This is a genomic window from Psychrobacter namhaensis, from assembly GCF_016107545.1.
Classification (GTDB): Bacteria; Pseudomonadota; Gammaproteobacteria; order Pseudomonadales; family Moraxellaceae; genus Psychrobacter; species Psychrobacter namhaensis.
This window is the reverse complement of sequence record NZ_JABASS010000006.1, coordinates 68,132-93,158: the sequence shown is the minus strand read 5'-3', so window position 1 is coordinate 93,158 and position 25,027 is coordinate 68,132. Positions and strand designations below refer to the sequence as shown.

Annotated in this window: 24 protein-coding genes; 7 read left to right on the top strand and 17 right to left on the bottom strand. The window is 44.3% G+C overall.

The features are described from left to right. Positions 1-66: 66 nt before the first annotated feature. Together rimM and rpsP are read right to left on the bottom strand one after the other, a co-directional pair. On the bottom strand, positions 67-600 hold the full coding sequence (gene rimM / locus JFC06_RS06695) for a ribosome maturation factor RimM (protein WP_198334429.1): 534 nt from the start codon (positions 598-600) through the stop codon (positions 67-69). Positions 601-767: 167 nt separating this feature from the next. Further along, entirely contained in the window at positions 768-1,037 is a 270-nt protein-coding gene (gene rpsP / locus JFC06_RS06690) for a 30S ribosomal protein S16 (protein WP_193005559.1), read from the bottom strand. A gap of 326 nt (positions 1,038-1,363) precedes the next feature. Between rpsP and JFC06_RS06685 the strand changes: the two genes are divergently transcribed. Further along, complete coding sequence (locus JFC06_RS06685; protein WP_198334428.1) at positions 1,364-2,842, top strand: ATP-binding protein; 1,479 nt, start codon at positions 1,364-1,366, stop codon at positions 2,840-2,842. 68 nt (positions 2,843-2,910) lie between these two features. On the opposite strand, the gene JFC06_RS06680 is transcribed toward JFC06_RS06685, so the two are convergent. The 13 genes from JFC06_RS06680 to JFC06_RS06620 form a co-directional block, all read right to left on the bottom strand. Beyond that, positions 2,911-3,090, bottom strand: coding sequence for a hypothetical protein (locus JFC06_RS06680; protein WP_198334427.1), 180 nt, complete (start codon positions 3,088-3,090; stop codon positions 2,911-2,913). Between the two features lie 185 nt (positions 3,091-3,275). Further along, positions 3,276-4,964 carry an ATP-binding protein gene (locus JFC06_RS06675; RefSeq protein ID WP_193005562.1) on the bottom strand — a complete coding sequence of 563 codons (1,689 nt, stop codon included), beginning with the start codon at positions 4,962-4,964 and terminating at the stop codon, positions 3,276-3,278. A 314-nt stretch (positions 4,965-5,278) separates the two neighbouring features. Beyond that, entirely contained in the window at positions 5,279-5,995 is a 717-nt protein-coding gene (locus tag JFC06_RS06670; protein WP_058023509.1) for a response regulator, read from the bottom strand. 612 nt (positions 5,996-6,607) lie between these two features. Further along, positions 6,608-7,024, bottom strand: a complete 417-nt coding sequence (locus JFC06_RS06665) for a F0F1 ATP synthase subunit epsilon (protein ID WP_193005563.1) — start codon at positions 7,022-7,024, stop codon at positions 6,608-6,610. Positions 7,025-7,128: 104 nt separating this feature from the next. Then, positions 7,129-8,562, bottom strand: coding sequence for a F0F1 ATP synthase subunit beta (gene atpD / locus JFC06_RS06660; protein WP_193005564.1), 1,434 nt, complete (start codon positions 8,560-8,562; stop codon positions 7,129-7,131). A 38-nt stretch (positions 8,563-8,600) separates the two neighbouring features. Continuing rightward, positions 8,601-9,482, bottom strand: coding sequence for a F0F1 ATP synthase subunit gamma (atpG, locus tag JFC06_RS06655; RefSeq protein WP_193005565.1), 882 nt, complete (start codon positions 9,480-9,482; stop codon positions 8,601-8,603). 208 nt (positions 9,483-9,690) lie between these two features. Next, positions 9,691-11,235 (bottom strand): F0F1 ATP synthase subunit alpha, encoded by a 1,545-nt coding sequence (atpA, locus tag JFC06_RS06650; RefSeq protein ID WP_193005566.1) that lies wholly within the window; start codon positions 11,233-11,235, stop codon positions 9,691-9,693. Positions 11,236-11,328: 93 nt separating this feature from the next. Beyond that, positions 11,329-11,952, bottom strand: a complete 624-nt coding sequence (locus tag JFC06_RS06645; RefSeq protein WP_193005567.1) for a F0F1 ATP synthase subunit delta — start codon at positions 11,950-11,952, stop codon at positions 11,329-11,331. A gap of 13 nt (positions 11,953-11,965) precedes the next feature. Continuing rightward, complete coding sequence (locus JFC06_RS06640; protein WP_193005568.1) at positions 11,966-12,436, bottom strand: F0F1 ATP synthase subunit B; 471 nt, start codon at positions 12,434-12,436, stop codon at positions 11,966-11,968. Between the two features lie 117 nt (positions 12,437-12,553). Continuing rightward, positions 12,554-12,802: a F0F1 ATP synthase subunit C gene (gene atpE, locus JFC06_RS06635; RefSeq protein WP_010197960.1), complete on the bottom strand. Its 249-nt coding sequence runs from the start codon at positions 12,800-12,802 to the stop codon at positions 12,554-12,556. Between the two features lie 33 nt (positions 12,803-12,835). Then, the gene (atpB, locus tag JFC06_RS06630) at positions 12,836-13,702 is read right to left on the bottom strand and encodes a F0F1 ATP synthase subunit A (protein ID WP_198334426.1); all 867 of its coding nucleotides are present in this window, start codon (positions 13,700-13,702) and stop codon (positions 12,836-12,838) included. Between the two features lie 688 nt (positions 13,703-14,390). Next, a complete protein-coding gene (locus tag JFC06_RS06625) occupies positions 14,391-14,789 on the bottom strand; it encodes an ATP synthase subunit I (protein ID WP_198334425.1) in 399 nt (132 codons plus the stop codon). Positions 14,790-15,070: 281 nt separating this feature from the next. Continuing rightward, positions 15,071-16,021 carry a metal ABC transporter solute-binding protein, Zn/Mn family gene (locus JFC06_RS06620; protein WP_227670104.1) on the bottom strand — a complete coding sequence of 317 codons (951 nt, stop codon included), beginning with the start codon at positions 16,019-16,021 and terminating at the stop codon, positions 15,071-15,073. A 221-nt stretch (positions 16,022-16,242) separates the two neighbouring features. Between JFC06_RS06620 and JFC06_RS06615 the strand changes: the two genes are divergently transcribed. From JFC06_RS06615 to gluQRS, 6 genes are all read left to right on the top strand, one after another. Continuing rightward, positions 16,243-16,791, top strand: a complete 549-nt coding sequence (locus JFC06_RS06615; protein ID WP_198334424.1) for a transcriptional repressor — start codon at positions 16,243-16,245, stop codon at positions 16,789-16,791. A 49-nt stretch (positions 16,792-16,840) separates the two neighbouring features. Continuing rightward, the gene (locus tag JFC06_RS06610) at positions 16,841-17,623 is read left to right on the top strand and encodes a metal ABC transporter ATP-binding protein (protein WP_198334423.1); all 783 of its coding nucleotides are present in this window, start codon (positions 16,841-16,843) and stop codon (positions 17,621-17,623) included. Between the two features lie 91 nt (positions 17,624-17,714). Next, positions 17,715-18,533, top strand: a complete 819-nt coding sequence (locus JFC06_RS06605) for a metal ABC transporter permease (protein ID WP_198334422.1) — start codon at positions 17,715-17,717, stop codon at positions 18,531-18,533. Between the two features lie 262 nt (positions 18,534-18,795). Further along, positions 18,796-19,641 (top strand): metallophosphoesterase, encoded by an 846-nt coding sequence (locus JFC06_RS06600; RefSeq protein WP_198334421.1) that lies wholly within the window; start codon positions 18,796-18,798, stop codon positions 19,639-19,641. 491 nt (positions 19,642-20,132) lie between these two features. After that, entirely contained in the window at positions 20,133-20,570 is a 438-nt protein-coding gene (gene dksA, locus JFC06_RS06595) for an RNA polymerase-binding protein DksA (RefSeq protein WP_193005575.1), read from the top strand. 318 nt (positions 20,571-20,888) lie between these two features. Continuing rightward, entirely contained in the window at positions 20,889-21,830 is a 942-nt protein-coding gene (gluQRS, locus tag JFC06_RS06590) for a tRNA glutamyl-Q(34) synthetase GluQRS (protein WP_198334420.1), read from the top strand. A 96-nt stretch (positions 21,831-21,926) separates the two neighbouring features. Here gluQRS and JFC06_RS06585 read toward each other — a convergent pair whose 3' ends face one another. Together JFC06_RS06585 and murD are read right to left on the bottom strand one after the other, a co-directional pair. Beyond that, positions 21,927-23,051, bottom strand: coding sequence for an FtsW/RodA/SpoVE family cell cycle protein (locus JFC06_RS06585; RefSeq protein WP_193005577.1), 1,125 nt, complete (start codon positions 23,049-23,051; stop codon positions 21,927-21,929). Positions 23,052-23,408: 357 nt separating this feature from the next. Continuing rightward, complete coding sequence (gene murD, locus JFC06_RS06580; protein ID WP_198334419.1) at positions 23,409-24,833, bottom strand: UDP-N-acetylmuramoyl-L-alanine--D-glutamate ligase; 1,425 nt, start codon at positions 24,831-24,833, stop codon at positions 23,409-23,411. Positions 24,834-25,027 lie beyond the last annotated feature (194 nt).

Below are 25,027 nucleotides of genomic sequence, written 5' to 3'. Positions count from 1 at the left end.
AACTAATGCCGTCTGACTAAAAAGCCAGAAGCGATACCACCAGAAACGATATCACTAAGTACGATATTAATAGTCACTTGGCCACGCCACCCGCACTGTTTTTTCAGTCATATCGACCTCTATCACAGTTTGCTTGTGCCATGGAATCAGGCGCTCTTCACTATCCAAACTGTCTGAATTTGCCGTTACCCGCATGATGTCATGGGCGCCGGTTTCAAACATTTCAGTAATATTGCCTAGATACTCATCCTGCTCGTTTATCACGCGCAGACTGACCAAATCCGACCAATAATATTCGTCTTCTGCTGTCTCAGGCAAAACGTCTTGTTCAACCCAAACGGTCACCCCGTTCATGGTCTCAGCAACATTACGATCAGGAATTTGCTCAAATTGAGCGACAATTCCTACTCCTTGTTCACGCCAAGCTTTCACAGTCAAAGGTTTCATGCCAGTGGCGGTTTTCATCCACCACGGCTGCATGTCAAATATGGCCGTACGATCATCAGTATCGCTAAACACCCAAAGCCAGCCTTTGATGCCATAAGGCTTCTTAAGCTGACCGATCTTCATAAGGGAACTAGCGTTTGGAGTAGATGACATAACGGCTAACCTAAAATGATTAAAACACCAACTGTAAAGGACAATTGAGTCAAAAGCGATAAACAGTTAATGGCGCACCCTGGTCAAACCAGTTACGCTATGTATTCTAAAGTCTTCTGAGTCATGCTTATAAACGTGTTACCAGCATCTCAGTGACAGCAAAAAACTTAAGCAGTTGCTTCAGTTTGAGCGGCAGACTTGTTGTAAGATTTTACCAATGAAGCAACGCGATCTGAAGGTTGTGCACCTTTTGCGATCCACGCATTGTACGCTTCCATATTTAGGCGTACTGCTTCTTCAGACTCTTTAGCGAGTGGGTTAAAAAAGCCGATGTTTTCAATATAGCGACCGTCACGCGCGCGGCGTTGATCAGCAACAACTACTTGATAAAATGGGCGTTTCTTGGCACCGCCCCGTGCTAAACGAATAACAACCATGTGAATTCTCTCTTTCGCAGGTATACCAAAAAGGGCATAATTATATCACAGTCTTGATTCATTGAAAACATAAACTGCGCTTATTTAATTATTTATTAACAATAGCTTAAATGCCCATCCATGTAAAACATTATTGATAACAGGGGTGAATTTCAACCAGTCGTGTTGTTGGTTTATTGTGCTACTCTATAGCATCATAGCACTGTCAATCATTAAAATGATCGCTCTCATCCTTAGAAGAATGAAACTGTGCTTTAAAAGTAGTCAGACAAGTCGTTATCTCTACTTTGAGTTTAATAAAATATCTCCCAACATGTTGGATTTATATGACCACCCCAAACCCAAAACCCCGTCGTAAAGGTTGGCTGCCACGCTCTTACTCTAACACTTGGTTGACAACCTTGATGGTCGCTTTTATCGTTCTTATCAGTGTCAGTTTGTCGATTCTGTTTTTTTGGCGCAGCCTGTATTTGCCCGAGCTAAAAAACCATGCGCGCTACCTGACAAGCGAGCTGCAGTTAATGAACAGCGTCAATGAAGACTGGCAAAATCGGCCTAAGGTGCGTCAATGGATTTACCAGCATTCCCATGTGGTGGTGGTGAATAATCCTAATGACTTTCCAGAGGTTTCTGATAAGGCCTTTGTTGGCGTCTTTACCGATGTGCTCCAACGCGAAATCGGCGCGCAGTTGGGTCGTCCTGTTGAGGTGTATTTTAAATTTAAACCAACGCCGCAACTTTGGGTACAAGACAGCCGCGATAACAGTTTTTGGATTCGCGAACCGGTGGTTTATTACTCTCAATACAGTCCAGGGTTGCTGGTACTGTTCCTTATTGGCCTGCCGATTTTGTCCCTCTTAACCATTATTTTACTCGCACGGCAACTAAATCGTCCGCTACGATATTTACAGCGTGCAGCAACCAACTATATTCGCCTTGGACATGCCACCACATTACCCACGCAAAAAGGTCCTACCGAGATACGTCAAGTAAACATGGCGTTCAACCGTTTATTTACCACTTTAAATCAGGCGCAAAAAGAACGAACGATCATGCTGGCTGGTATCTCACATGACCTGCGTACCCCATTGACGCGCATGCGCTTGACCGCCGAGATGCTGCCAGATGACTTTTTTCGAGAAGGGTTGATTTACGATATTGAAGATATGGACGCTATTTTGGAGCAATTTATCTCATTTATGAAAGATGGCTCCGATGAACCGGTCAGCCTAACCAATTTGGATACCATATTTAATGAAATTATGGTGCAGTTTTCGCCGATGGAATTTGTTTACCAATCAGAGTGTCACAAAGTGGTCCCCGTCCGTCCCATGTCTATCAAACGTCTCATTATCAATTTGGTAAACAATGCGAAGCGCTACGGTAAACCACCAATTTATCTGTCAGCGACGGTCGTGCCAACTTTCACAGAAACCGCGCCAGAAGCAGACAGCGATGTGGTCAGCGAGAGTGCTGTCAATAAAGAAGCACAAGAACAGTTAGTGATATGTGTGCGTGACTGCGGTGATGGGGTGGCAGAAGATCAACTAGAGAGGATTATGCAGCCCTTTGAGCGTGGAGAGACAGCGCGTACCACCCAAGGTAGCGGGCTAGGTCTTGCCATTGTAGGGCGTATCGCGCGTCTGCACCACGGGGCCGTGGAAGCCATCAACCATCCTGATGGTGGCTTACAAGTGTGCGTGCGTATTCCCCTACTCTCCAAGGTTGCTGGGGATAAGACGGTGGCCGCTGATACAGAGAAAACCCCTGTCTCTCACGACCTGACATCGGGTAAAGATGCCTAAAAATGCAGGAGTGGACATCTAAAGAAGTCTTTACATATTTTTTTTACGGTGGTTTGAAGCCGTACGGCCTAGTCTTTCGTTCCAATGACAGGCGGAATATATTTGGCACTATTGGTAAACGCTAAGGGCTGCGTTATGTCGTCTTTTGCCGCTTTTAACGTTTGTGTAGTCGATGGCTGCTGCAAGAATAGGTAATAACCCAACGTTAGCGCATTCAGAACTATCAAACCACCAAATAAATATGGCACGCTTTGCTCTCCTATACTTGCAAGCTACTTTTCAAAACCATCAGTTTACCGATAATCAGTCGACCTATGTAGTCAGCCTACCCCATAACCCATTGATTACGTTAACCCTATTTTAACTAAAGAAGATCAATGAGCCAATACGACGATACGACGATACGACGATACGACGATACTGTTTCACTTCACTATTTCACTTCAAAGTCACGCTCGCTTTTTTCTTGCGTCAATTCATCAGCCGCCAGAATTTGTGTCAGTGGTTTGATGGGCCAAGTCATGACAAATCGGGCACCACCAAGCTCTTGGCTTTCGTTTACCTTCATACTGCCATTAAACCAAAAGGCAATGCGCGACACAATAGACAAGCCCAGACCATAGCCACCTGATGCGCGTGTACGACTGTCATCTAACCGTGAAAACGGAATAAACACCTTTTCGCGATCTGCTTCAGGAATACCATGACCATCATCTTCTACACTCACAAAGGCATTGCCTTTTTTGACGCCCGCACTAATGATAATCGTCGTTTCTGCATAACGTAACGCATTACCTGCGAGGTTCTGAATCACACGGTGTAAATAACGTCGATCTGCGACTGCCGTGACTTTAGCACTGGGTAATTTAGTCACAATTTTGATAGGTTTGCCTAGAGCATTGGTTTCACGTTCAATCTGCTCAAGTAGCTCTCTTAGATTCACTGGTTCTAAATCCAGTTTTGGTGACCCCTCTTCAAGCTTGGCATAGGTCAAAATCTCATCAATCAAACCATTCAGCGATTCAATGTCTTCATCGATATAGTCACGCTGCATAAAGCGTGAGTCCTCATCATCCGTATCAGCCAGCATATCTACGGCAAAGCGAATACGCGCAACAGGGGTACGCAGCTCATGGGACACGGCACGCGTCAACTCTCGCTGTGATTCAATCAAACGCTTGATATGCGAGGTCATGGCGTTAAAGGTCGCTGACAGACGAGCAATCTCATCCTGTCCCAGTACCTGAACTTGAATATCAAGGTTGCCTTTACTGACCTCATTAACCCCGACTTGTATCAATTGTAGTTTGCGTTCGAGAGGGAAAATAAGCGCATACACACCCAAGCTGATTAAAAACATGCTGATAAGAATCATACTAATAATCAAATTAAGGGGATACCAATTAAACAGTGGCACAGGACCGATCAAAATTGCCATGTCGTTAATCTCAGACGGCACTATTACCTTGATAGCTGAATTACTTTTGCTGCTATTGGTGTCCTGTAACGAGATGACGACTTCATCACGGCGTAAGCGCGCCAGCTGATCGGTATCCAAATCAAGCGCGTTGACGGCTTTAAATTCTAATGGAAAGGAGAACTTTTTTTCGAGCTGAGCCAAGCGTGCCCGTTTGTCAGACAACGTCATGTAATAAGACAAATCATCCAACAAGAACACAGCGATTGCCCGTACTTGCTGCTCAGTTACTTGTGATATCCTTGCGGTTAAAACGCTTTGGTCATCTGGCAGACGATAATAGACATCAGCATACATAGGTTGAGTGACATAACGAACGACCGTTTTGTCATTTTCAAAACGTCGCAGTTCACTGGCGTTAAAATCTATCTCACTAATAGGTACAACACGAAATTGTGAGCCAAATAAGCTACTGGCATCGGACAGCCAATACTCACGCTGCTCTTCATTGTCTTGATGTGAAATACCTTCACTGACCAGATGAAAAGCGCCCATGGCCATGTTTTCACGGTAGGACTGCACGCGTTCTTTATTGATTGTATCCATCAACAGCTGAGCAAATAACGCCACACATAAACAGACTATAAGTAGTCCAGCATAAATACGAACGAAGATACTGTGTTTTAAAGAAGAAACTAATGACATACGTGCCGTGACCAACTTAATAAATAAAAACTGCTGATATCATTTAGCCACTAAAGGCTGCATTATAAATGATATCGCGCACTGTTGAATAAAGAGCCATTCTGACTGCTGTACTTTAACGGATGTATGATCATCGCCTAAAACGGCATTGATACATCTGTTTTTGTACAGCACCCACAATAATTGCTTAATTAAAACACATAATGCTGTATTTAAGTTTAAAAATTAAAATTTAGCCACAAAAAAACCAGCAGGTAAGCTGGTTTTTTATTTTACGGTCATAATCAACAAGATACTGTCTGAGAAAAACAGACTTAATTGCCTTCCTTCACAAACAAATAACCCTTACTACGAACGGTTTTAATGCGCTTTGGGTTTTCTGGATCATCACCAATTTTTGGACGAATGCGTGAGATACGTACATCAATTGAGCGATCCTGCCCATCATACTCGATACCACGTAGGCGCTCAAAAATATCTTCGCGTGACAAAATTCGGCCAGCATTAGAAGCGAGCAACCACAGTAGGTCATACTCTGCACTCGTGAAATCAACCAACTCATCACCTAGGTTGACTGAACGACCACCATTATCGATGACCAATTCACCAAACTCTAAGCGCTGTGGGACATCTTCTGACGGCGCATTTTCTGAGCGACGGAGTAAAGCACGAATACGAGCAAGCAATACGCGTGGCTGAGCTGGCTTTGCAACATAGTCATCAGCACCCATCTCAAGACCTAGTACTTGATCCATGTCTTCAGTACGAGCCGTCAACATCAAAATAGGGTTTTGATAATGGGGGCGAACTTCACGGCACACCGTCAGACCATCGCTACCAGGAAGCATGACATCAAGCACGACCATATCTGGCTGTTCATTCACGATACGGCGAATCGCACGGTTGCCATCAGTTTCAATGGCTACTTCTAAACCATTTTTGACCAAGTAATCTTGAGTCAACATGGCCAGACGCTCATCATCCTCAACAATCAAAATTCGGGGGGTGTTGTCTTCTTCAGTCGTTGTCATTGTTATATCCTCTAATACATCTAATTTAAAAGCAGTAAAAGTAAGAGCGGTAAAATTAATAGCACCATACAGTGGCACAATTGATGTTCGTATAGCTGTTACAAACTTGGTAGCACAGTATACTATTAAACCTACGGCTTCCTGTACTATAGCTTATAGTCGTTAACAAAACCTATAAACTACACCGATTAAAACTTTAGTTTACGTCCAAAAATCATCCATTCTAAGGACGTACCCTTGAGTAAGGCGGTTTTTATTCACGCTTTAGTATTTAGCCCATGCAGGCAGCCACGCGTAGCGAGTCACACAACCACAGTGTTGTTAACTCTCACTTAGTACTTACTATCTATCGTCTCTAATATAACTATATATTGTCGTTGTCGCCAGTATCATTTTTAGAAATTTCTTAATAATAGTTGGCTCCTATGCCATCACACAGATATTTTGGGAACATTTATCTTCTTTAGGTAAACGGCAGCAAAATGCTTGATTGAATAAGTCGTAAAATCCATGGGATTAATCATAGGCACAAAAAAAACAGCCCATCATGGACTGTTTTTTTATGATTGGTTATCAGACTAGATTAAACCATTAGCCTTTTAAACCATAAGATTAAGCGCGGTTTTTGTACTTACGAATCGTCTGTAACTGTCCTACTGATTCTGCAAGCGATGCCAGAGCCGCATTGGTTTGTAACGTATCAGATTGGTTAACCAGCATTTGCTCTGCTTTTTTGCGTGCTTCAACGATTTTGCTTTCGTCAAGGTTATGGGCACGCACGGCTGTATCAGCCAATACTGTTACCATCTTCGGTTGTACTTCTAACACACCACCTGATACATAAATCACTTCTTCTTCACCATTTGGTGTCTGCACTCGCATTGCACCCGGCTTTAACAAAGTAATAAGCGGTGTATGACCTGGCAATACACCAATCTCGCCTTCGGTACCAGTAGCTATTAACATGCTAATTTCGCCTGAATACAACTCTTCACGAGCACTTACGACGCGACATTGTAACGTTGCCATACTTAACTCCTTACGATCAAAACACAATCAAAACTGCGATGCGTTACTTAGTGGCAAATAGATTTATTATGACCTATTTGCCTTTTAGCAAATGCTAACACAACTTAGGCTGCAGTAGATTTCATTTTCTCTGCTTTGGCGACTACTTCATCGATGCTACCAGCCATGTAGAAAGCTTGCTCTGGTAGGTCATCGTATTCACCCGCAATGATTGCTTTAAAGCTAGCAATGGTATCGCGTAGTGGTACGTATTTACCAGGTGCACCAGTAAAGACTTCAGCGACGTGGAATGGCTGAGACAAGAAGCGCTGAATCTTACGCGCACGATAAACGACTAGTTTATCTTCTTCTGATAACTCATCCATACCTAGGATGGCGATGATGTCTTTAAGCTCTTTATAACGCTGTAGAACTTCCTGTACCCCACGAGCCACATTATAGTGCTCTTCGCCAATCACTTGTGGATCTAGCTGACGAGAGGTCGAGTCTAGAGGATCAACCGCAGGATAAATACCTTGTGAGGCGATATCACGGTTTAGTACCACTGTCGCATCCAAGTGAGCAAACGTAGTCGCTGGTGATGGATCAGTCAAATCATCGGCAGGTACATATACCGCTTGTACTGACGTGATAGAACCTGACTGAGTTGACGTAATACGCTCTTGTAGCATACCCATCTCTTCAGCTAGTGTTGGCTGATAACCAACCGCTGATGGCATACGGCCAAGCAATGCTGATACTTCTGTACCTGCTAGCGTATAACGATAGATGTTATCAACGAACAACAATACGTCACGACCTTTGCCAGTAGCAGGATCTTTGGTATCACGGAAGTATTCAGCCATGGTCAAACCAGACAGGGCAACACGTAGACGGTTACCTGGTGGCTCATTCATCTGGCCATATACCATTGCTACTTTAGATTTACTAAAGTCTTCGGTGTTTACAACGCCAGCTTCTTGCATTTCGTGATAGAAATCATTACCTTCACGCGTACGCTCACCAACACCAGCAAACACTGACAAACCTTCATGCTTTAGCGCGATGTTGTTGATCAATTCCATCATGTTGACGGTCTTACCAACACCCGCACCACCGAACAGACCAACTTTACCACCTTTAGCAAACGGGCAAAGTAGATCAATAACTTTAATACCCGTCTCTAGTAGTTCAGTACTGTTTGACTGATCTGCGTAGGTTGGCGCTTCACGGTGGATAGACCACTTTTCGTCAGCGACAACAGGACCTTCTTCATCGATAGGACGACCAAGAACATCCATAATACGACCAAGGGTACCCGTACCGACAGGTACAGAAATAGCTGCACCAGTATTGGTAACCGTTAGGTTGCGCTTTAGGCCTTCGGTTGAACCCATCGCAATAGTACGCACGATACCATCACCTAGCTGTTGCTGTACTTCTAGGGTGGTTTCGGTGCCATCTACTTGCAAGGCATCAAAAATCTGAGGAACTTCGTTACGGTTAAACTCAACGTCAAGAACCGCGCCAATAATCTGTACAATACGACCGCTACTCATTGCGTTCTCCTTGAACTTCTATATATAGGTGTAGTCAATTATGAAACAGCAGCAGCACCGCCAACGATTTCCGAGATTTCTCGGGTAATCGCCGCTTGACGCAGCTTGTTATAAACCAACTGTAAATCGTTAATAAGGTCACCAGCATTATCTGTTGCCGCTTTCATCGCAACCATACGTGAAGACTGCTCAGAGGCAATGTTTTCCATTACCGCTTGATAAACAATCGACTCAATATAGCGACCAAGCAATTCATCAATCAATGTCTTGATGTCAGGCTCGTAGATGTAATCCCAGCTAAGTTCTGTCTGTAAGCCGCTGTCTTCATCATCAAATGAGTCCTCTGGCAGAGGCACTAACTGATTGACTATTGGCTTTTGGGTCATGGCATTAACAAACTGATTATACACCACATAGATACGGTCTAAATTACCGTTACTATAATCCTCAAGCATGGCTTGGACAGGTGCGTTTAATTGCTCAAACGTTGGTTTGTCGCCATAATCCGTCACCGCTGAGGTGACTTTGCCACCAAAGTTTTTAAAGAAACTCACACCTTTAGCGCCAATGACTGCAAATTCAGCTTGGACAGACTGATCTTGATAATCTTGGATACTTTTAGATAAAGCTTTGAACAGGTTAATATTCAAACCACCCGCCAGACCGCGGTCAGAGGTAATGACAATGTAGCCAACCTTATTGACTGGACGCGATACCATATACGGATGTTTGTAGTCTGATGAAGCATGCACCAAATGTGAAATAACCCGGCGCATACTATCAGCATACGGGCGACCCACTTCCATACGCTCTTGGGCACGGCGCATTTTACTTGCCGCTACCATTTGCATAGCACGAGTAATTTTTTGGGTGCTTTTAATACTGGTGACTTTGGCACGTATCTCTTTTAAGCTTGCCATAATGATTCCAATATAAGAGGGTTAAAAAGCATTGGCGCATGCGACAATCATTTGATACACAACATCACTCTTACAGAGTAACATGTTATATCTTGTGCATTACGCGATCTAATACCGGTAATGGTTAGAACAGTGGCGCAAGTATCTAAACAGACAACGCGCCACTTTGTACACGACAGTAATAACCAACTCGGCTTAACCCGTTAAATTAATAACTGTGATTTTGTTTAAAGGTCTCTAAAGCTGACTTTAAACGACCTGCGATATCATCGTTGTAGTTCGCAGTGTCATCAATCTCACGCATCAATTCACTTTGCTCATCATGCATATAACGTAAGTAAGCTTCTTCGAAAGAACCGATTTTTTCAACAGGTACGTCCGCTAAAAACCCTTCATTCGACGCATAGATAACCGCGGCTTGTTCAGAGATTGACATCGGCTGATACTGTTTTTGCTTCATGAGTTCAGTAACACGCTCACCATGATCAAGCTGTTCGCGAGTGGCATCATCAAGATCTGAGGCGAACTGAGCAAACGCAGCCAACTCACGATACTGAGCTAAAGCCGTACGGATACCACCAGATAGCTTTTTGATGATCTTAGTCTGAGCTGCACCGCCCACACGAGATACCGAGATACCAGCGTTTACTGCTGGACGGATACCTGAGTTAAATAGGCTTGATTCTAAGAAAATCTGACCATCAGTAATTGAGATCACGTTGGTTGGTACGAACGCAGATACGTCACCCGCTTGCGTTTCAATGATAGGTAGAGCGGTCAAAGAACCTGTTTTACCCTTCACTTCGCCATTGGTGAATTTTTCTACGTAGTCAGCATTCACACGTGATGCACGCTCAAGTAAGCGTGAGTGTAAATAGAATACGTCACCAGGATAAGCTTCACGACCTGGTGGACGACGTAATAGTAGTGAAATTTGGCGATACGCGACTGCTTGTTTTGATAAGTCATCAAATACAATCAGTGCATCTTCACCGCGATCACGGAAGTATTCGCCCATCGTACAACCTGAATACGGTGCGATGTACTGTAGTGCTGCTGGCTCTGATGCTGAAGCAACCACAACAGTGGTGTATTCTAACGCACCAGTTTGTTCAAGCTTACGTACCACGTTAGCGATAGTAGAGCGTTTTTGACCAATTGCGACGTACACACACTTAATACCAGATGTCTTCTGCGCGATGATTGCATCGATAGCCATCGCGGTCTTACCCGTTTGACGGTCACCAATGATAAGCTCACGCTGGCCACGACCAATTGGGATCATGGTATCAACGGCTTTATAACCAGTCATTACTGGCTGATCTACTGACTGACGGTCGATTACGCCTGGGGCAATTTTTTCGACTTTATCAGTCATCTTGGCATCGATAGGACCTTTGCCATCAATAGGATTACCCAAAGCGTCAACAACACGGCCTAGCAGCTCAGGACCTACTGGTACTTCAAGAATACGACCAGTACAATAGGCTTTTTGACCTTCTTGCAGCTTTAGGTAATCACCAAGTACTACCGCGCCGACAGAATCACGCTCTAAGTTGAGCGCCATTCCGTAGATTTCGCCTTCAAACTCAATCATTTCGCCGTACATGGCATCTTCAAGACCATGAATCTGCACGATACCGTCAGATACTTTGACAATCGTGCCTTCATTCTTTGCAGTTGCACCCGCATCAAGGTCTTGAATACGCTGCTTAATCAGGTTACTGATTTCCGCTGGATTCAATTGTTGCATTGCCTTGTTTCCTTTAATTTATGATAACCCGCCCACTGACTTAAATGCTCTTACTATCACGCAGACATTACATGGCTGCGTTGATGAATGGCATTAGGCAGTTAGCTGTGTTTTTAACTGTTGTAACTTGCCGCGCATCGAATCATCAATGACTTTGTCACCGACTTTGATCGTAGCGCCTGCCAATAGACTTGGATCGACCGATTCGTGAATCACCACACTCGCATTTAGCGATGCGGCAAGACGCGTTTGCAGCGTTTCACGCTGGGCGTCGGTCAATGGATAAGCAGAGGTCACATATGCGTCAAGCTGCTTTAAGCTTACTGCCTTGTGACGGCGATAATGCTCATAAACTTCAGGAAGCAGCGCCAGACGCTCTTGTTCTGATAACTGTTTAACGAAGTTACTAAGTGCTACTGATACTTTTGGATAGCTGGCGTCACTGTCAGGGCGAACCCCTCGAGCCTCATCTAATAACTGCTTAAAAGCAGAGTCATTAGCGCTAGCTACTTGCGCATCATAAAGATCGACCAAAGCAGCTGACTTATGCTCAGCAGAAACAGCTGGATTGTCTAGCCAAGTACTGAACGACTTGTCATTGACAACGGTACTGGCAATAAATAAGAAGTTTTCCCACTCATTTACTACCCCATTTTCGTTGGCATAGTCAAACGCGGCTTTAGCGTACGGTCGTGCTAAGGTTGATAAGTCAGCCATTATATCCTCACAATTACAGCTTCGCCGCCAGTTGATCTAACATACTGGCATGTTTTTGCACATCGACTTTGTCTTGCAAAATCTTCTCTGCACCAAGGACAGCCAGTTCAGCAACTTGAGCACGTAATGACTCACGAGCTTGATTGATTTCTTGGTCGATAGAAGCTTGAGCTTGTTGACGAATGCGCTCGCTTTCCGCTTGGGCTTGCAATTTTGCATCTTCGACAAGCTGGTTGGCACTCTTGTTCGCTTGCTCGATTAAGGCAGCAGCTTTGGTCTTTGCAAGATCAAGCTCCTGCTGGACATCTTGCTCCGCGGTTGCCAGATCTGCTTTTGCTTTTTCTGCGGCATTCAAGCCTTCAGCAATTTTACGCTGACGCTCATTGATGGCACCGATAAGTGGTGGCCACACGAATTTCATGCAAAAAATCACAAATATTGCAAAAGCAATGGCTTGACCGACGAGGGTAAAATTGATATTCACGTGATCACCTCTTTGTTAATGAAAAATCAGTTTCATTGATCATGTTTGGCAGTCGAATTCTAACTATATTTGATAGAAAATCTCCGAATACCAAACATTTACAACTGAGCTTTCGGATTAACCTGCTAGAGGGTTAGCGAACAACAATAGCATAGCAATACCAACACCGATCATCGGAATAGCATCAAGAAGACCTGCTACGATGAACATACGAGTTTGCAATTGTGAGCCAAGTTCTGGCTGACGTGCAACACCTTCTAAGAACTTGCCACCTAGAATAGCAAAACCAATACCTGTGCCAAGTGCGCCAAGACCGATAAGTAGTGCTACTGCGATAACTGTGTAACCACCTAATACTGGATCCATTGATGTATCCTCATTTACCTATTGAATGTCTAATTAATGTTCAGTTGATGATGCAAGCGACATATAAACTATCGTCAGCATCATGAATACGAACGCTTGAAGTGTAATAACTAAGATGTGGAAGATAGCCCACGGTACCGATAACGCCCATTGAATCCAAAACGGCATTAGAGCAATCAGTATGAAAATCAATTCCCCAGCATACATGTTACCGAACAGACGCAAACCAAGTGATACAGGTTTGGCTATCAAAGTAACTGCTTCTAGGATGAAGTTGATGGGGATCAAAATCGCTTGTACGATTGGGTTTTTGGCACTAAATGGATGCAATGTTAACTCACCGATAAAGCCGCCCAACCCTTTTTCTTTAATGCTATAAAAGATAATCAGTGCAAAGACAGAGAACGACATGCCAAGCGTGATGTTAGGATCAGTCGTTGGAACAATCTTAAAGAAAACATGATGTGGATCATGGCCCATAGCGGCGCCAACTTGCCCAGCGATACCTGGAATGAAATCGACAGGTATTAAATCCATCAAGTTCATCAAGAAGATCCAAACAAAAATGGTCAACGCCAAAGGCGCAATCAATTTTGATGTACCACTGTATGAATCACGAACGTTGTTATCAACAAACTCAACGATCATCTCAACCGCAGCCTGAGTTTTGCTTGGCACGCCTGAGGTGACTTTTTTGGCAACCATCCAAAAGATGGCGCAAAATAAGATACCCAGACCGATTGACCATAGCATAGAATCAAGATGGATAGCTTTAAAGCCCATTAGCCCTGCTTCTTCAGCAGTATAGGCAACTTTCCAACCTTCGCCAGGTAGATAGCCATACGTCCAATTCGTTAAGTGGTGAGAGATATATTCTGATGATGTTTGCTCGGATGCCATAATGTAAGCTTCTTATTAATCAACGATTTAATCAACTACCAAAAATATGGTTGTCATCTGATGAGGTTTAGCCGCGTCTATTTATCTTGCTAACAAGCAGGAAAATAAACCATACTAAAGCACTCATGTAACCAACAACATCCAACCCATAGTTCTATTACTAATGCTACATCTAACAGCTTAAGATAAATTTTAGCTATCAAAAAAGGGCTTATGATAACTCAGTAATAGCCCTTGCATATGTACGCAAAATTATTATATGTGTGTTGCCTACTGGTTGTGTTTTTACGACCGGCGCTTGGTGTAGCGCTTATAAGCAAAATATTTAGCTGCCTATATTAATGCAGCGTTGTATTCGTGTAAAGTCAATTATGTTTCTTTTATCCACTGTATGAATAAGTTAGCCAATCGTAACAATGCATAACGTGGCTTTGCGTCTACAATTAAATTATGAGAATTTCATCATAATAAACAGTGTTGATAGCCAAACCCGCCCTACCCTAGCAGCGCATGCTTGCGTGCCACACTTATTTAAGACACTCATACTGCGGTCTTTGCCATTACTGGCACTGTCCCAAGACAGTTTTTTACGCTTTGACTTTATCGAACTAGTCATAGAGAAGCTGGACGGCAGGGTGGCTTGCCAGTACTATTAATAAATGATCTATATAGCGATAATTTATTAGCGCTAGCGTATATGCCACAACATCCAACTGTGACTAATTTGCATTACCATAAAACCGATAAACAGCGCAAGCGCAGATAGGGGTTGTACGGTAATAAAAATTAGTGTAAAACCAAACACAGTCAACAGCCATTTGGCCATCTGACCCCGATAAAGCTGGCTAACAATATGTTGGCGCGCGCGATATCCGGTATACCAAAAGATAAAAAAAGCAAATACTGCTTGGGTAGTAAAACTGAGTAGCGCACCGATCGCGGCACTCTTTGCTACAACAAGCTCACTACATAGCCAAACCGTATCTATGACCCAAACAAGGATAATAAGGATGAACAATATCCACGCTTGGCGCTTAATATAGACACCAATTTTATCTTTTTGCGTGCGTTTGGCAGGCTTGGTCATCGGTATTCCTACAGCCTTACAACTTTGGGATAATCTAGCATGCTTACGACACTTTTATCCGTGAATGGCTCATTTCTATAGGTATTACCTGTTAACCAAAATAAAACGCTCTTTATTATAGGGAGCATGAGACTGTTAAGCAAGCAAAATATGCCTTTTATCAGTCATCTAGCTAAACTATGTATGATTGGCCTGCCTATTGGTCAATCACACAAGGTCTAAAGTCTAACGGTGTCACGGTGGCCCAGGGGCTTTGAGCCAATGACTTTTAAACAGCTTATTTACAATATACATTGAGAGATTTGCTGCGCCATCGTCTGCCAACCACTAACAAAATCTTTGCTAGCGCTCATGTCCTCAGCCTGTATGGTGGTTTTTACAGGTTGGAGTTTAGCCAGTAGCCCTTTTGCAGGTTGGCTTTGGCTGACCAAACACATCTGTTTGGTGGGACGATGTTCATTCAGCCAGCGTAACTGGCTGGCTTTGGGAGACAAGTGGTGATCTGTACTTACACTGCCTGCCAGCTGTATTTGTGCTGCATTTTCAATATATTGGTACGCATCATGATAGGCCCAATAAGGGCGTTTTTTCTGGGTGGTCTTCTGTACCTTTGCTACCGCTTGCTCCATACGCTGAGCAAACTTTTTGGCATTGGCCTGATAAGTCGCTTTGTATTCTGGATTGGCGTGACTATGAATGACCGCCAATGCCCGAGTGATGGCTTTGGCGTTTTCAGGATCCAGCCAAATGTGCGGATCGAGGGTCCCTTTAATTGGCGCGCCTGTTACATCACGCAGCGGGTGGCGATTAAAAGCATTAAAGTCAAATAAAGCAATGGCGTTGGGCGCATTCTCCAAGCTGCCAGTCAAGCTGCTTTCTAGTGATGGACCAAACCAGACCACAAATTTGCTGTCTTTAATGGCTTTCATGTCACTGGGACTGATACTACCATGATGGCCCACGTTGCCAGCTTGTAAAATTTGATTGGCAGAAGGCGTGCCCTCAGTCACCGCCTGACTGAGTAAAAACATCGGATGATTGCTCACACTGACCGTTGCGGCCTGTACCTGTAGAGAGCCAAAAGCGCTAAGCGTTAGCACTACACCTATCATCAAGCATTTTGAACGCTTAAGCATGGTTCTTACATGATCAAAAAATGTCGGTTGGCTGGGTTTTTCAGGGTATGAATGCTGCGGGACAGCGGAACTATTGAGAGTATGGTGAGCAATCATGTGATGATATTCCTATTAAACAGGTATGACAGTACAAGTCAGTGTGACGCACTGGCGCAAAGACGATAGAGCATGGATTGATAGAATAACAGTGAGATTATTTTTATTGTTAATATGTTATACTATAACATTAATAGCGTACTGTGTTATTTTATCGCTTATTTTTTTGCCCTTCGCTTATACTGTCTGGCGTTATTATGTCAATACTAGGAGCTTGCGCCATGTCTGTCACTTCATCTACCTGTGAGCATCTGCATAACGTTCAGCACTTTTCAACGCAAGAGGTGACGGATCGAGTCGCAGCGGCAAAGGAGCAGTGTCGGGCACGCGGCGTCCGTTTTACCCCACTACGCCAACAAATATATGCGCTTGTCCTGCAAGCGACTAAGCCTGTGGGCGCGTATGATTTGATCACTCAGTTGCAACAAGCCCGCTTGTCCGCTAAAGATGAGGACATAAAAGCGTCAAAAAATGATGCAAAAAACGTCGCACCGCCAACGGTGTATCGCAGCTTGGAATTTTTGCTGGCCGAAGGTTTGATTCATCAGCTGACATCTATCAATGCGTATGTGCCCTGCTGTCATCCGCGAGCACAGCATACGGCCGCTTTTTTGATCTGTGAGCAGTGTCAGCAGGTACAAGAATGTAGCAGTGTGCCTGTGCAAGAGATGATGAGCTTTGCAGAGCAAGATGTTGGTTTTGTCGTGGCGCGTAGTGTCATTGAACTGAGCGGTTTGTGTCAGACATGTCAGTCAGGCCAAACGGTATGACGATTGATGCTCCCTATTTCTTATTATTCCTTTAAGCCGCTGTGACCTTATGAATGCTTCTAAATCACCCTCAAACCAACCATCAGTCGCCAGTACCGATGATAAGAAACCATTGTTAAGTTTACAAAATGTAAGCTATCGCATTGGACAGCAGCGCTTACTCTCACATATTGATATCGATATTGCTGTGAATGAGACTGTCAGTCTTATTGGGCCCAATGGCGCTGGTAAATCGACATTGGTCAAACTCATTTTAGGTTTGATTGAACCAACTAAAGGTAGTATCAAAGCGCATGAGCCGTTACAACTTGGCTATGTACCGCAGCGCTTTGCCATACCACCGATATTGCCGTTACGCGTAAGCGATTTATTGGGTCAAGCAAATAAGAAACGTTTAACAGCCAAACAGCGGCAGTTTATCTTTGATAATCTGTCCTTGACCCACTTGCTGTCGCGGCAAATGCTACATCTATCCGGTGGTGAGACCCAGCGGGTATTGCTGGCCCGCGCGTTATTAGACAAACCCAATTTATTAATTTTAGATGAGCCAATGCAAGGTCTTGATCCTGATACTGAAGTTTGGTTGTATCAATTCATTGATGAGCTGCCAGACTTTTTGCGCTGTGCCATGCTGGTGGTATCGCATGACTTACATTGGGTAATGCGCGGCAGTCGCCGCGTGATCTGCCTTAATAAGCATATTTGTTGTGAAGGGCGGCCAAGTGAGCTTGCGATTAGCACGGAGTTCCAGAAGCTATTTGGTCACCATTATGAGCAACCATACGTGCATCAGCCTCATGCCTGCGAGCATCACGCCCCAAGCGAGCTTTAAGGGTAATAATGTACCTCAAACCTCTAACGCTAAATGTATTAAATACAAATATCGCTTTTAGCCTTTATCAGCAACTTTACGGATATTTATTATGACTGCTTGGTTAGCCATCATTGCCCCCGCTTGGATCGCTGGCAGCATTTTAGCGCTATTGTCTGCTCCCTTAGGATGCTTGGTTCTGTGGCGGCGCATGGCATTTTTTGCCGATGCATTAGCACATGGCACCTTACTGGGTGTTGCATTGGCTGTACTGTGGCAATTGCCGATGGGTATTGGTATTGCGTTAGTCAGCGTGGTGGTCGTGTTGGGACTGGTGTTCATTGATGATGAGCGCCTGCCAGCGGATGCGGTGTTGGCAGTCGTTGCCGTCTCATTGTTGTGTTTAGGGTTATTAACCTTAACCCAGCTGACCGACCAACAAGCCAATGTCTTGGGATTTTTATTTGGTAACTTGCTGGAGCTTGACTGGGCCGACTTGCCCTTAATCGCTGGTAGCGTACTGGTTGGCTTGTGTCTACTCATTTATATATGGCCTGCTCAAATCAAACTTGCCACTCATGAAGCATTGGCACGCATACAGGGTGTTAACCCCACACGCCAGCGCCTGTTTTTTATGGGACTCTTGGCAGGATTTTGTGCGATTGCCTTGCAAGCTGTTGGGAGTTTATTAATCAGTGGTTTATTGGTGTTGCCAGCGCTAACGGCACGTTTATGGTCAAAATCGCCAAAACAAATGGTCATTGTGTCGTTGCTTATCGCCCAACTTGGCGTGACCTTGGGGGTGTGGGGCAGTATCTGGCTGGATATCCAGACTGGGCTGTCTATCGTATTGATATTAGCAATTTTATTTTTTATGGCGCTGATTTTGTCAAAAATTATCGCAGCAAATTTTTGGTCAACGCGCCATTAATCGTGTCACAGCCCATGCTATTTAACTGTTTTCCTTAACTGTCTCATCCAACTTTATTTCATTAATATTACTAAAGCTTTCATTTGCTTAATGAGGTAAACTTGCCCTAATACGGTTGGTGCTGATTAGCTATTATCATTATAGTGTGAGTTCATCTTCACACTCATAGCAGTAGTGAGCGGTGAAAAAACTGCTAATAGCCCGTTTATGCCTATTCATTCTAGCAACATCAATTGTTTTGTTTCGATGAGGGACTGACCCAATGCTAAGCTATCCTGTCAATAAAATCAGCACGCCAGATGATCAAATAAATGTTTTACAGCTCAGTGATTTACATTTATCCACGCCTGTCGCTGCCAGTACTGATAGTCACAGCCATTGTGACGAGGCAGCCAGTTGTCAGCGTAGCTTTGAGAAAGTACTACAGCAAGCACTGAGTGAAGATATGCGCTGCGATTTGATCATCGTGACTGGTGATTTAGTCAATCAGGTAGAGTCCACTATTTATGATTATATCTTTCAAGTCTTGCAGGCGACCCACATTCCTTTTGCTTGTATTGCTGGCAATCACGACGTGACTGATGAGAACGGGAAAGATCTGCCTTTCTTTCAACGTGAGCTGGTTGCCCGACCTGCGGATTCACGTCTGCTTAGCCGGCATGTCATTGAGGCGGAGCACTGGCAGCTGCTATTACTGGACTCCTCCGTCACTGGCGAAGTGGCGGGCGAAGTCACCTCCACTGATATTGACTGGTTATGTAATAGGCTTAGTACCTGTCATAAACCTGCGCTAATTGCCTTACACCATCACCTCATTCCTGTAGATTCGAATTGGATTGACACCCATATGGCAAAAAACACCGAAAGTTTTTGGCAACATATGGCACCGTTTGAGCATCTACAAGTGATTATCAGTGGACATACTCATCAAGAGCAGGTCCGCCAGCGTCAAGGTGTCACCGTTTATAGCACACCGTCTACCTGCTATCAGTTTATGCCCTATGAGGATGACTTTGCCCATGATAAAGGCGGACGACCTGGTTATCGCTGGTTGCAATTAGCCAACAATGGAAAGGTTGCAAGCTGGGTTGAAAGACTGGATACTTGATGGCCAGATTTAATGGCATAAATAATAGTGCCAGCCCTTATAGCTTGTGCCTTTAAGGGCTATTACTTAACGGGATATACAACGGCTGTTAATAGAAAATCTGACTTTAACGTAAAAAATAACTTCATTATTATTAGAAACAATGATACAACTTGTAAAATGCAACGAGGACTGTCTAATATTTGATATTAGGCCGAATGATAATAGCTAGGATGGCTACGTCGACCCCAAGCTAAATCTTCATAGTCAGTGATTGGTCGTAGTCTTTAGACAATGCCATTTACTTAAAAATATCTATAACAATATACCTGACTATTGCATGTCGATGTGAGCATACCAAAATAACGTACTATTAGATCAGCTGTGTTACTTGTATCACCACGTAGTAAAACGTTTGATAAAGGAATAAATGATAGCGTTTGTACATTAATAACGTCTTATCTTTTGATACGTCGTTTTATTGAATTAATTTGAAAAAGTAGGATACCCATATGAGCACCCTGACCCCAAATCCAAGTGAAGTTAAGTTTACGCCTTATGTGCCAGCCCCAGACGAAGAGTACATGTCTGATGCACAGCTAGAGCATTTCAAGGCTATTTTATTAGACTGGAAAAGCCAGTTGATTGGCGAAGCGGATCGTACTAAGAACTACATCCAAGATGAGTCAAGCGCTATGCCGGACATCAACGATCGTGCCACTCAAGAAGAAGAATTTGCGTTGGCTTTGCGTACACGTGACCGTGAACGTAAACTCATTCGCAAAATCGATAAATCTATGGTGGAAATCGAAAATGATGACTATGGTTTTTGTGAAACCTGCGGTGTGGAGATTGGTCTGCGCCGTTTAGAAGCGCGTCCCACAGCCACTCAATGTATTGACTGTAAAACATTGTCTGAGATTAAAGAGCGTCAAAACCAAGGGGCGTAAACAAGCTGTTATTGACGTAAGTACCAGAGTATAAATACCAGCACGAGCGGCCACAAGATTGGTCGCTCGTCGCGTTTTGGTTGAGGCGTTTTTTGACTAATGACCCATCACATGTCACAAATCCATAGGGCAAAAACAACGACTAAACACCGTACCCTTAGTACAGCAAGTAAAACTGACCCAACCAATCATACCTTTTGAGACTGCGACGACTCACAAAATAAGCTTATTTAAGCAATATCTTTTTACACGTATCTTTATTATTCTATCCATCACCTTTACTGATAATCCGCTACTTTAAAAACTAGCCAGATCCTTATGCCCAATCAAGCCCTCGCACCACAGCCTATTGGCCGCTTTGCCCCCTCACCCACTGGGGAGTTGCACCTTGGTTCACTAACCACTGCCCTTGCCAGTTTTTGCCACATAAAGTCCCTGAATGGACAATGGCTGCTACGTATCGAAGATACCGATACAGAACGCTGTGATCGACAGTTTACTGAGCAGATTCTGATCGATTTAGAGACACTGGGCTTACACTGGGACGGTGATATCATTTATCAATCTGAGCGTATTGATATCTACAATGACTACTTGTCGTCAGCCCTACGCCCACTGACTTATGGTTGCCAGTGCTCACGCAAAGATTTGGAGCAGTACTGGGCGCAAGAAGAACAAAACAGGCTTGTCAATGATACCAGCCAAGGCTCACCTAATAGGAAGCGTTATCCGCGCTGCTGTATCAAAGCTGATCTTAATAGACAAGAGCATAAACTACGCATACAGCTGCCAGACCATAGGATTGGCTTTAACGACGGTATCCAAGGGATACAATGGGATAACCCTCAGCAAACGTTAGGTGATATGGTGGCGCGCCGCCAAGATGGTATGATCAACTATATTTTGGCCGCCAGCCTCGATGACGGTCTGCAGCAAGTCACCCACGTCATGCGCGGTTTGGATATCCTACCCATGACCACAGCGCAAATCAGTATCATGCGGGCGGCTCATCTGCCAACTATCGATCATTGGTATCATTTGCCATTAATATGTCATCCTGATGGACAAAAGCTTTCTAAACAGAATCTCGCTCAGCCGATTGACACGCGGGATCCAAGCCAGCTCATCGCTACTGCTTTACAACTCTTACAACAACCCGCCGTCGATCAAGATACCCCCACCAATATGCTCAAGCAAGCGATTGCTCAATGGGACAACACACCGCTACAAGGTAAGCAACAACTGAACGCGCCTCATTGAACCTCATCAAAAAGCAAAAAGCGCCACCAGTAGCGACGCTTTTTGTTTAAATGAGGGCAGAGACTATCAATAAATCTGTTAAGAACCTAAAATCTATTAATAATATCGGCACTGGCTTTTTTCGATCTCAGGACTTTCTTTGTAGATTTTTAGCAATAGCGCTACCATGACTAGACTGATCAACATGGAAGAACCGCCATAGCTAAAGAACGGCATGGTCAAACCTTTCGTCGGAATCGCGCCCATATTCATCGCGGCATTAATAATCGTCTGCGCGATAAACACCACACCAATACCAAAGGCGGTGTAGCTCATACGCATCTGCCGGCGCTTGAGCGCATTATAACTGATACGCATCGCACTACCGATAATCAGCGCTTCGAGCACCAACACCATCGTCACGCCAACAAAGCCCAGCTCTTCACCCGTAATCGCCAATAAAAAGTCGGTATGAGCTTCCGGTAGATGCGACAGTTTTTGCACGCTCTCACCATAGCCCACACCCGTAAACTGTCCGCGACCAAAGGCGATCAAGCTACGAGCTAGTTGATAATCCGTATCTTGCACATCGTCAAACGGATCCATAAATGACATCACACGCACCAATCGGTACTGCGCCGTTGTCACCATTAAGACAGCCCCACCAATAGCGGCTGCACCCAAGGCTAAGAAATGCTTATAAGGGGCACCAGCGATGTAAAAAATCGCAAAAATGGTACCCAAAATAACGACAAAAGAGCCAAAATCTGGTTGCGATAACAGTAGGATGGTTATTAGCGCCACCACCAGCATAATTCGTAAGAAGCCATCTAAGCCATTACGCACCTCAAAAGAGCGGCGCACGACAAAATCAGACACGAAGACAATCATGACTAATTTGGCCAGCTCTGCTACCTGAAAATTAAACAGTCCTAAGTTCAACCAACGCTTAGAACCATTAATAGGCGTACTAAACAGCGTTGCTACGAGCAATATGCCGGTAATACCCAATAAAATAAACTGGGTTTCGGTCTTATATAACGTTCGCAACGACACACCATAATAAGGGATAGCGGCGATAATAAGACCAATCATCATGTACAGCAGCTGGTTATTGAAAAAGTATAGCTCTGTCATACCGCGGCTGAGGGCAAAAGGAATAGACGCAGAAGCCACCATCAATAAACTGAGGACCAGCATACAGCCGACACTCGATATTAAAATTGCGCGAGCTGACGGCATAGAAAGTATACCGTCTGAACCAGAGGCTTGTTTGGGCTGAGACGAGGAACGAAAAAAAGAAGAGAGCGCCATAATTTTATATACACTAACGAACGAAAAACACGGCGTCTATTAAACGCCACCGTTTAAAAAATATAAAGTAAGTATTATCAAAATGCGCAGCTACCCATATACATATGATGACTGAACAGACAATCAAGTAAAGAGCATAGCAGCCGACTTGTTTGACCAGTTATTATGGACAGTAGCAGTAATTTATAAGCAAAACAATCATTTATAAATAAAATGCCCGCCTACATTCGTCCTCACTCAAGGACTACTGACCTAACCTGCAACACCAACGCCCTTAATCGATCATCAGACTGCTTGACTGGGCAGACTTAATTGATCAACCAGTTGACTGAAATGGTCACCGCGATCAGCATAGCCACTGTATTGGTCAAAGCTGGCACAAGCGGGTGACAGGAGCACAGCCTGCACTTGTGATAGGCTGCTTGCTGTCACTTGTTGAATAGTCGCAAAAGCGTTTTCTAACGTCTGACACTGATATAAGGCAACGTCATCGCTTATGTTGCCTGCCCGTAGATGCTGCTCAATCTGCTGGGCGTCCTCACCGATAAACAGCACTTGACTCACATACTGATTGATAAAAGGGGTCAGCTCGCCAAATTGCTGGCCTTTACCCTGTCCACCCAAGATCAACAACAGCTTCCCATCTTTTGGTGCATAGACCGCGCCCAGCCCTTCGATGGCAGCCATGGTCGAGCCGATGTTGGTGCCTTTTGAGTCATTAAAGTAATCAATGTCAGCAGCAGTTGCCACATATTGGCAGCGGTGCGCAAGACCTGTGAACTGCTGTAAAGTATCTAGCATACTATCAAGTGGTAAGCCTGCAAGCTCACCAAGCGCTAGTGCTGCTTGCGCATTGAGCAGATTATGACGGCCTTTAATCAACAGTTTGTCTGCCGATAGTAGCCTTTCTGTACCGTGAGCAAGATAAATCTGGCCTTCAGGATCAGTGATAAGACCATACTGACCTTTATCTGGCGCATGAATACCCGTGCTGATTCTGGGTAAATTGTCGGCAACCAACGGCCTTGTCAGTGCGTCTTCACGATTGATGACAACTGACTTGGCCCCTTGAAAGATACGGTGTTTGGCTTGGTGATAACCGAGCATGTCACCATGGCGATCTAAATGATCGGGCGACATATTCAGTACCGTCGCAACCTGTGCCCCCAAGTTAGTCACTGTTTCTAACTGAAAGCTAGACAGCTCAAGCACGGCCAATTCCATATCGGTATTATCCAATAAAGTGAGTGCTGGTACGCCAATATTGCCACCAACGCCGACATTGACACCAGCATCCGCCGCCATTTGTCCCACTAACGTGGTAACGGTGCTTTTGGCATTAGACCCCGTAATCGCCACTATCGGTACCGTACAAGCGTCACAAAACAGCTGAATATCGCTGACGACTGGAATATTCGCTTGACGGGCGGCAGCTACGGCTTCGGTATCAAGGGAGATGCCAGGGCTGATAATAATACGTGCCGCTTGCTGCAACAGTTCGGCGTCGATTGCGCCAAATTGACGAATATCAATCTCGGCTGGCAATTGATCAGCTAATCTGGGAGTCGCCTGAGCATCAGTGACGGCTACCTGATAGCCTTGATGAGCCAAATAGCGCGCTACTGATAGCCCAGATTGTCCCAAACCGACCACGACTTGTAGACCACTGCCTTTATGAAGTAAGCCGTCAGTTGCAGTATTGGTGGTCATATCTATTCCTTCTATTGGTCGAGCAAAATGGCGTCAAACAAACCTACTATTAAGAAGCTGAGTGATACCGTTGAGATAAAAAGTATCATAACGGTATCACTCAAATTTCGGTACTGGTTTTTTATGACTTTGTGCTATTATGCGCCTGTTTTTATATGAGGCGGCTAGTGTTATAATAGCTGCCCTAATCTGTA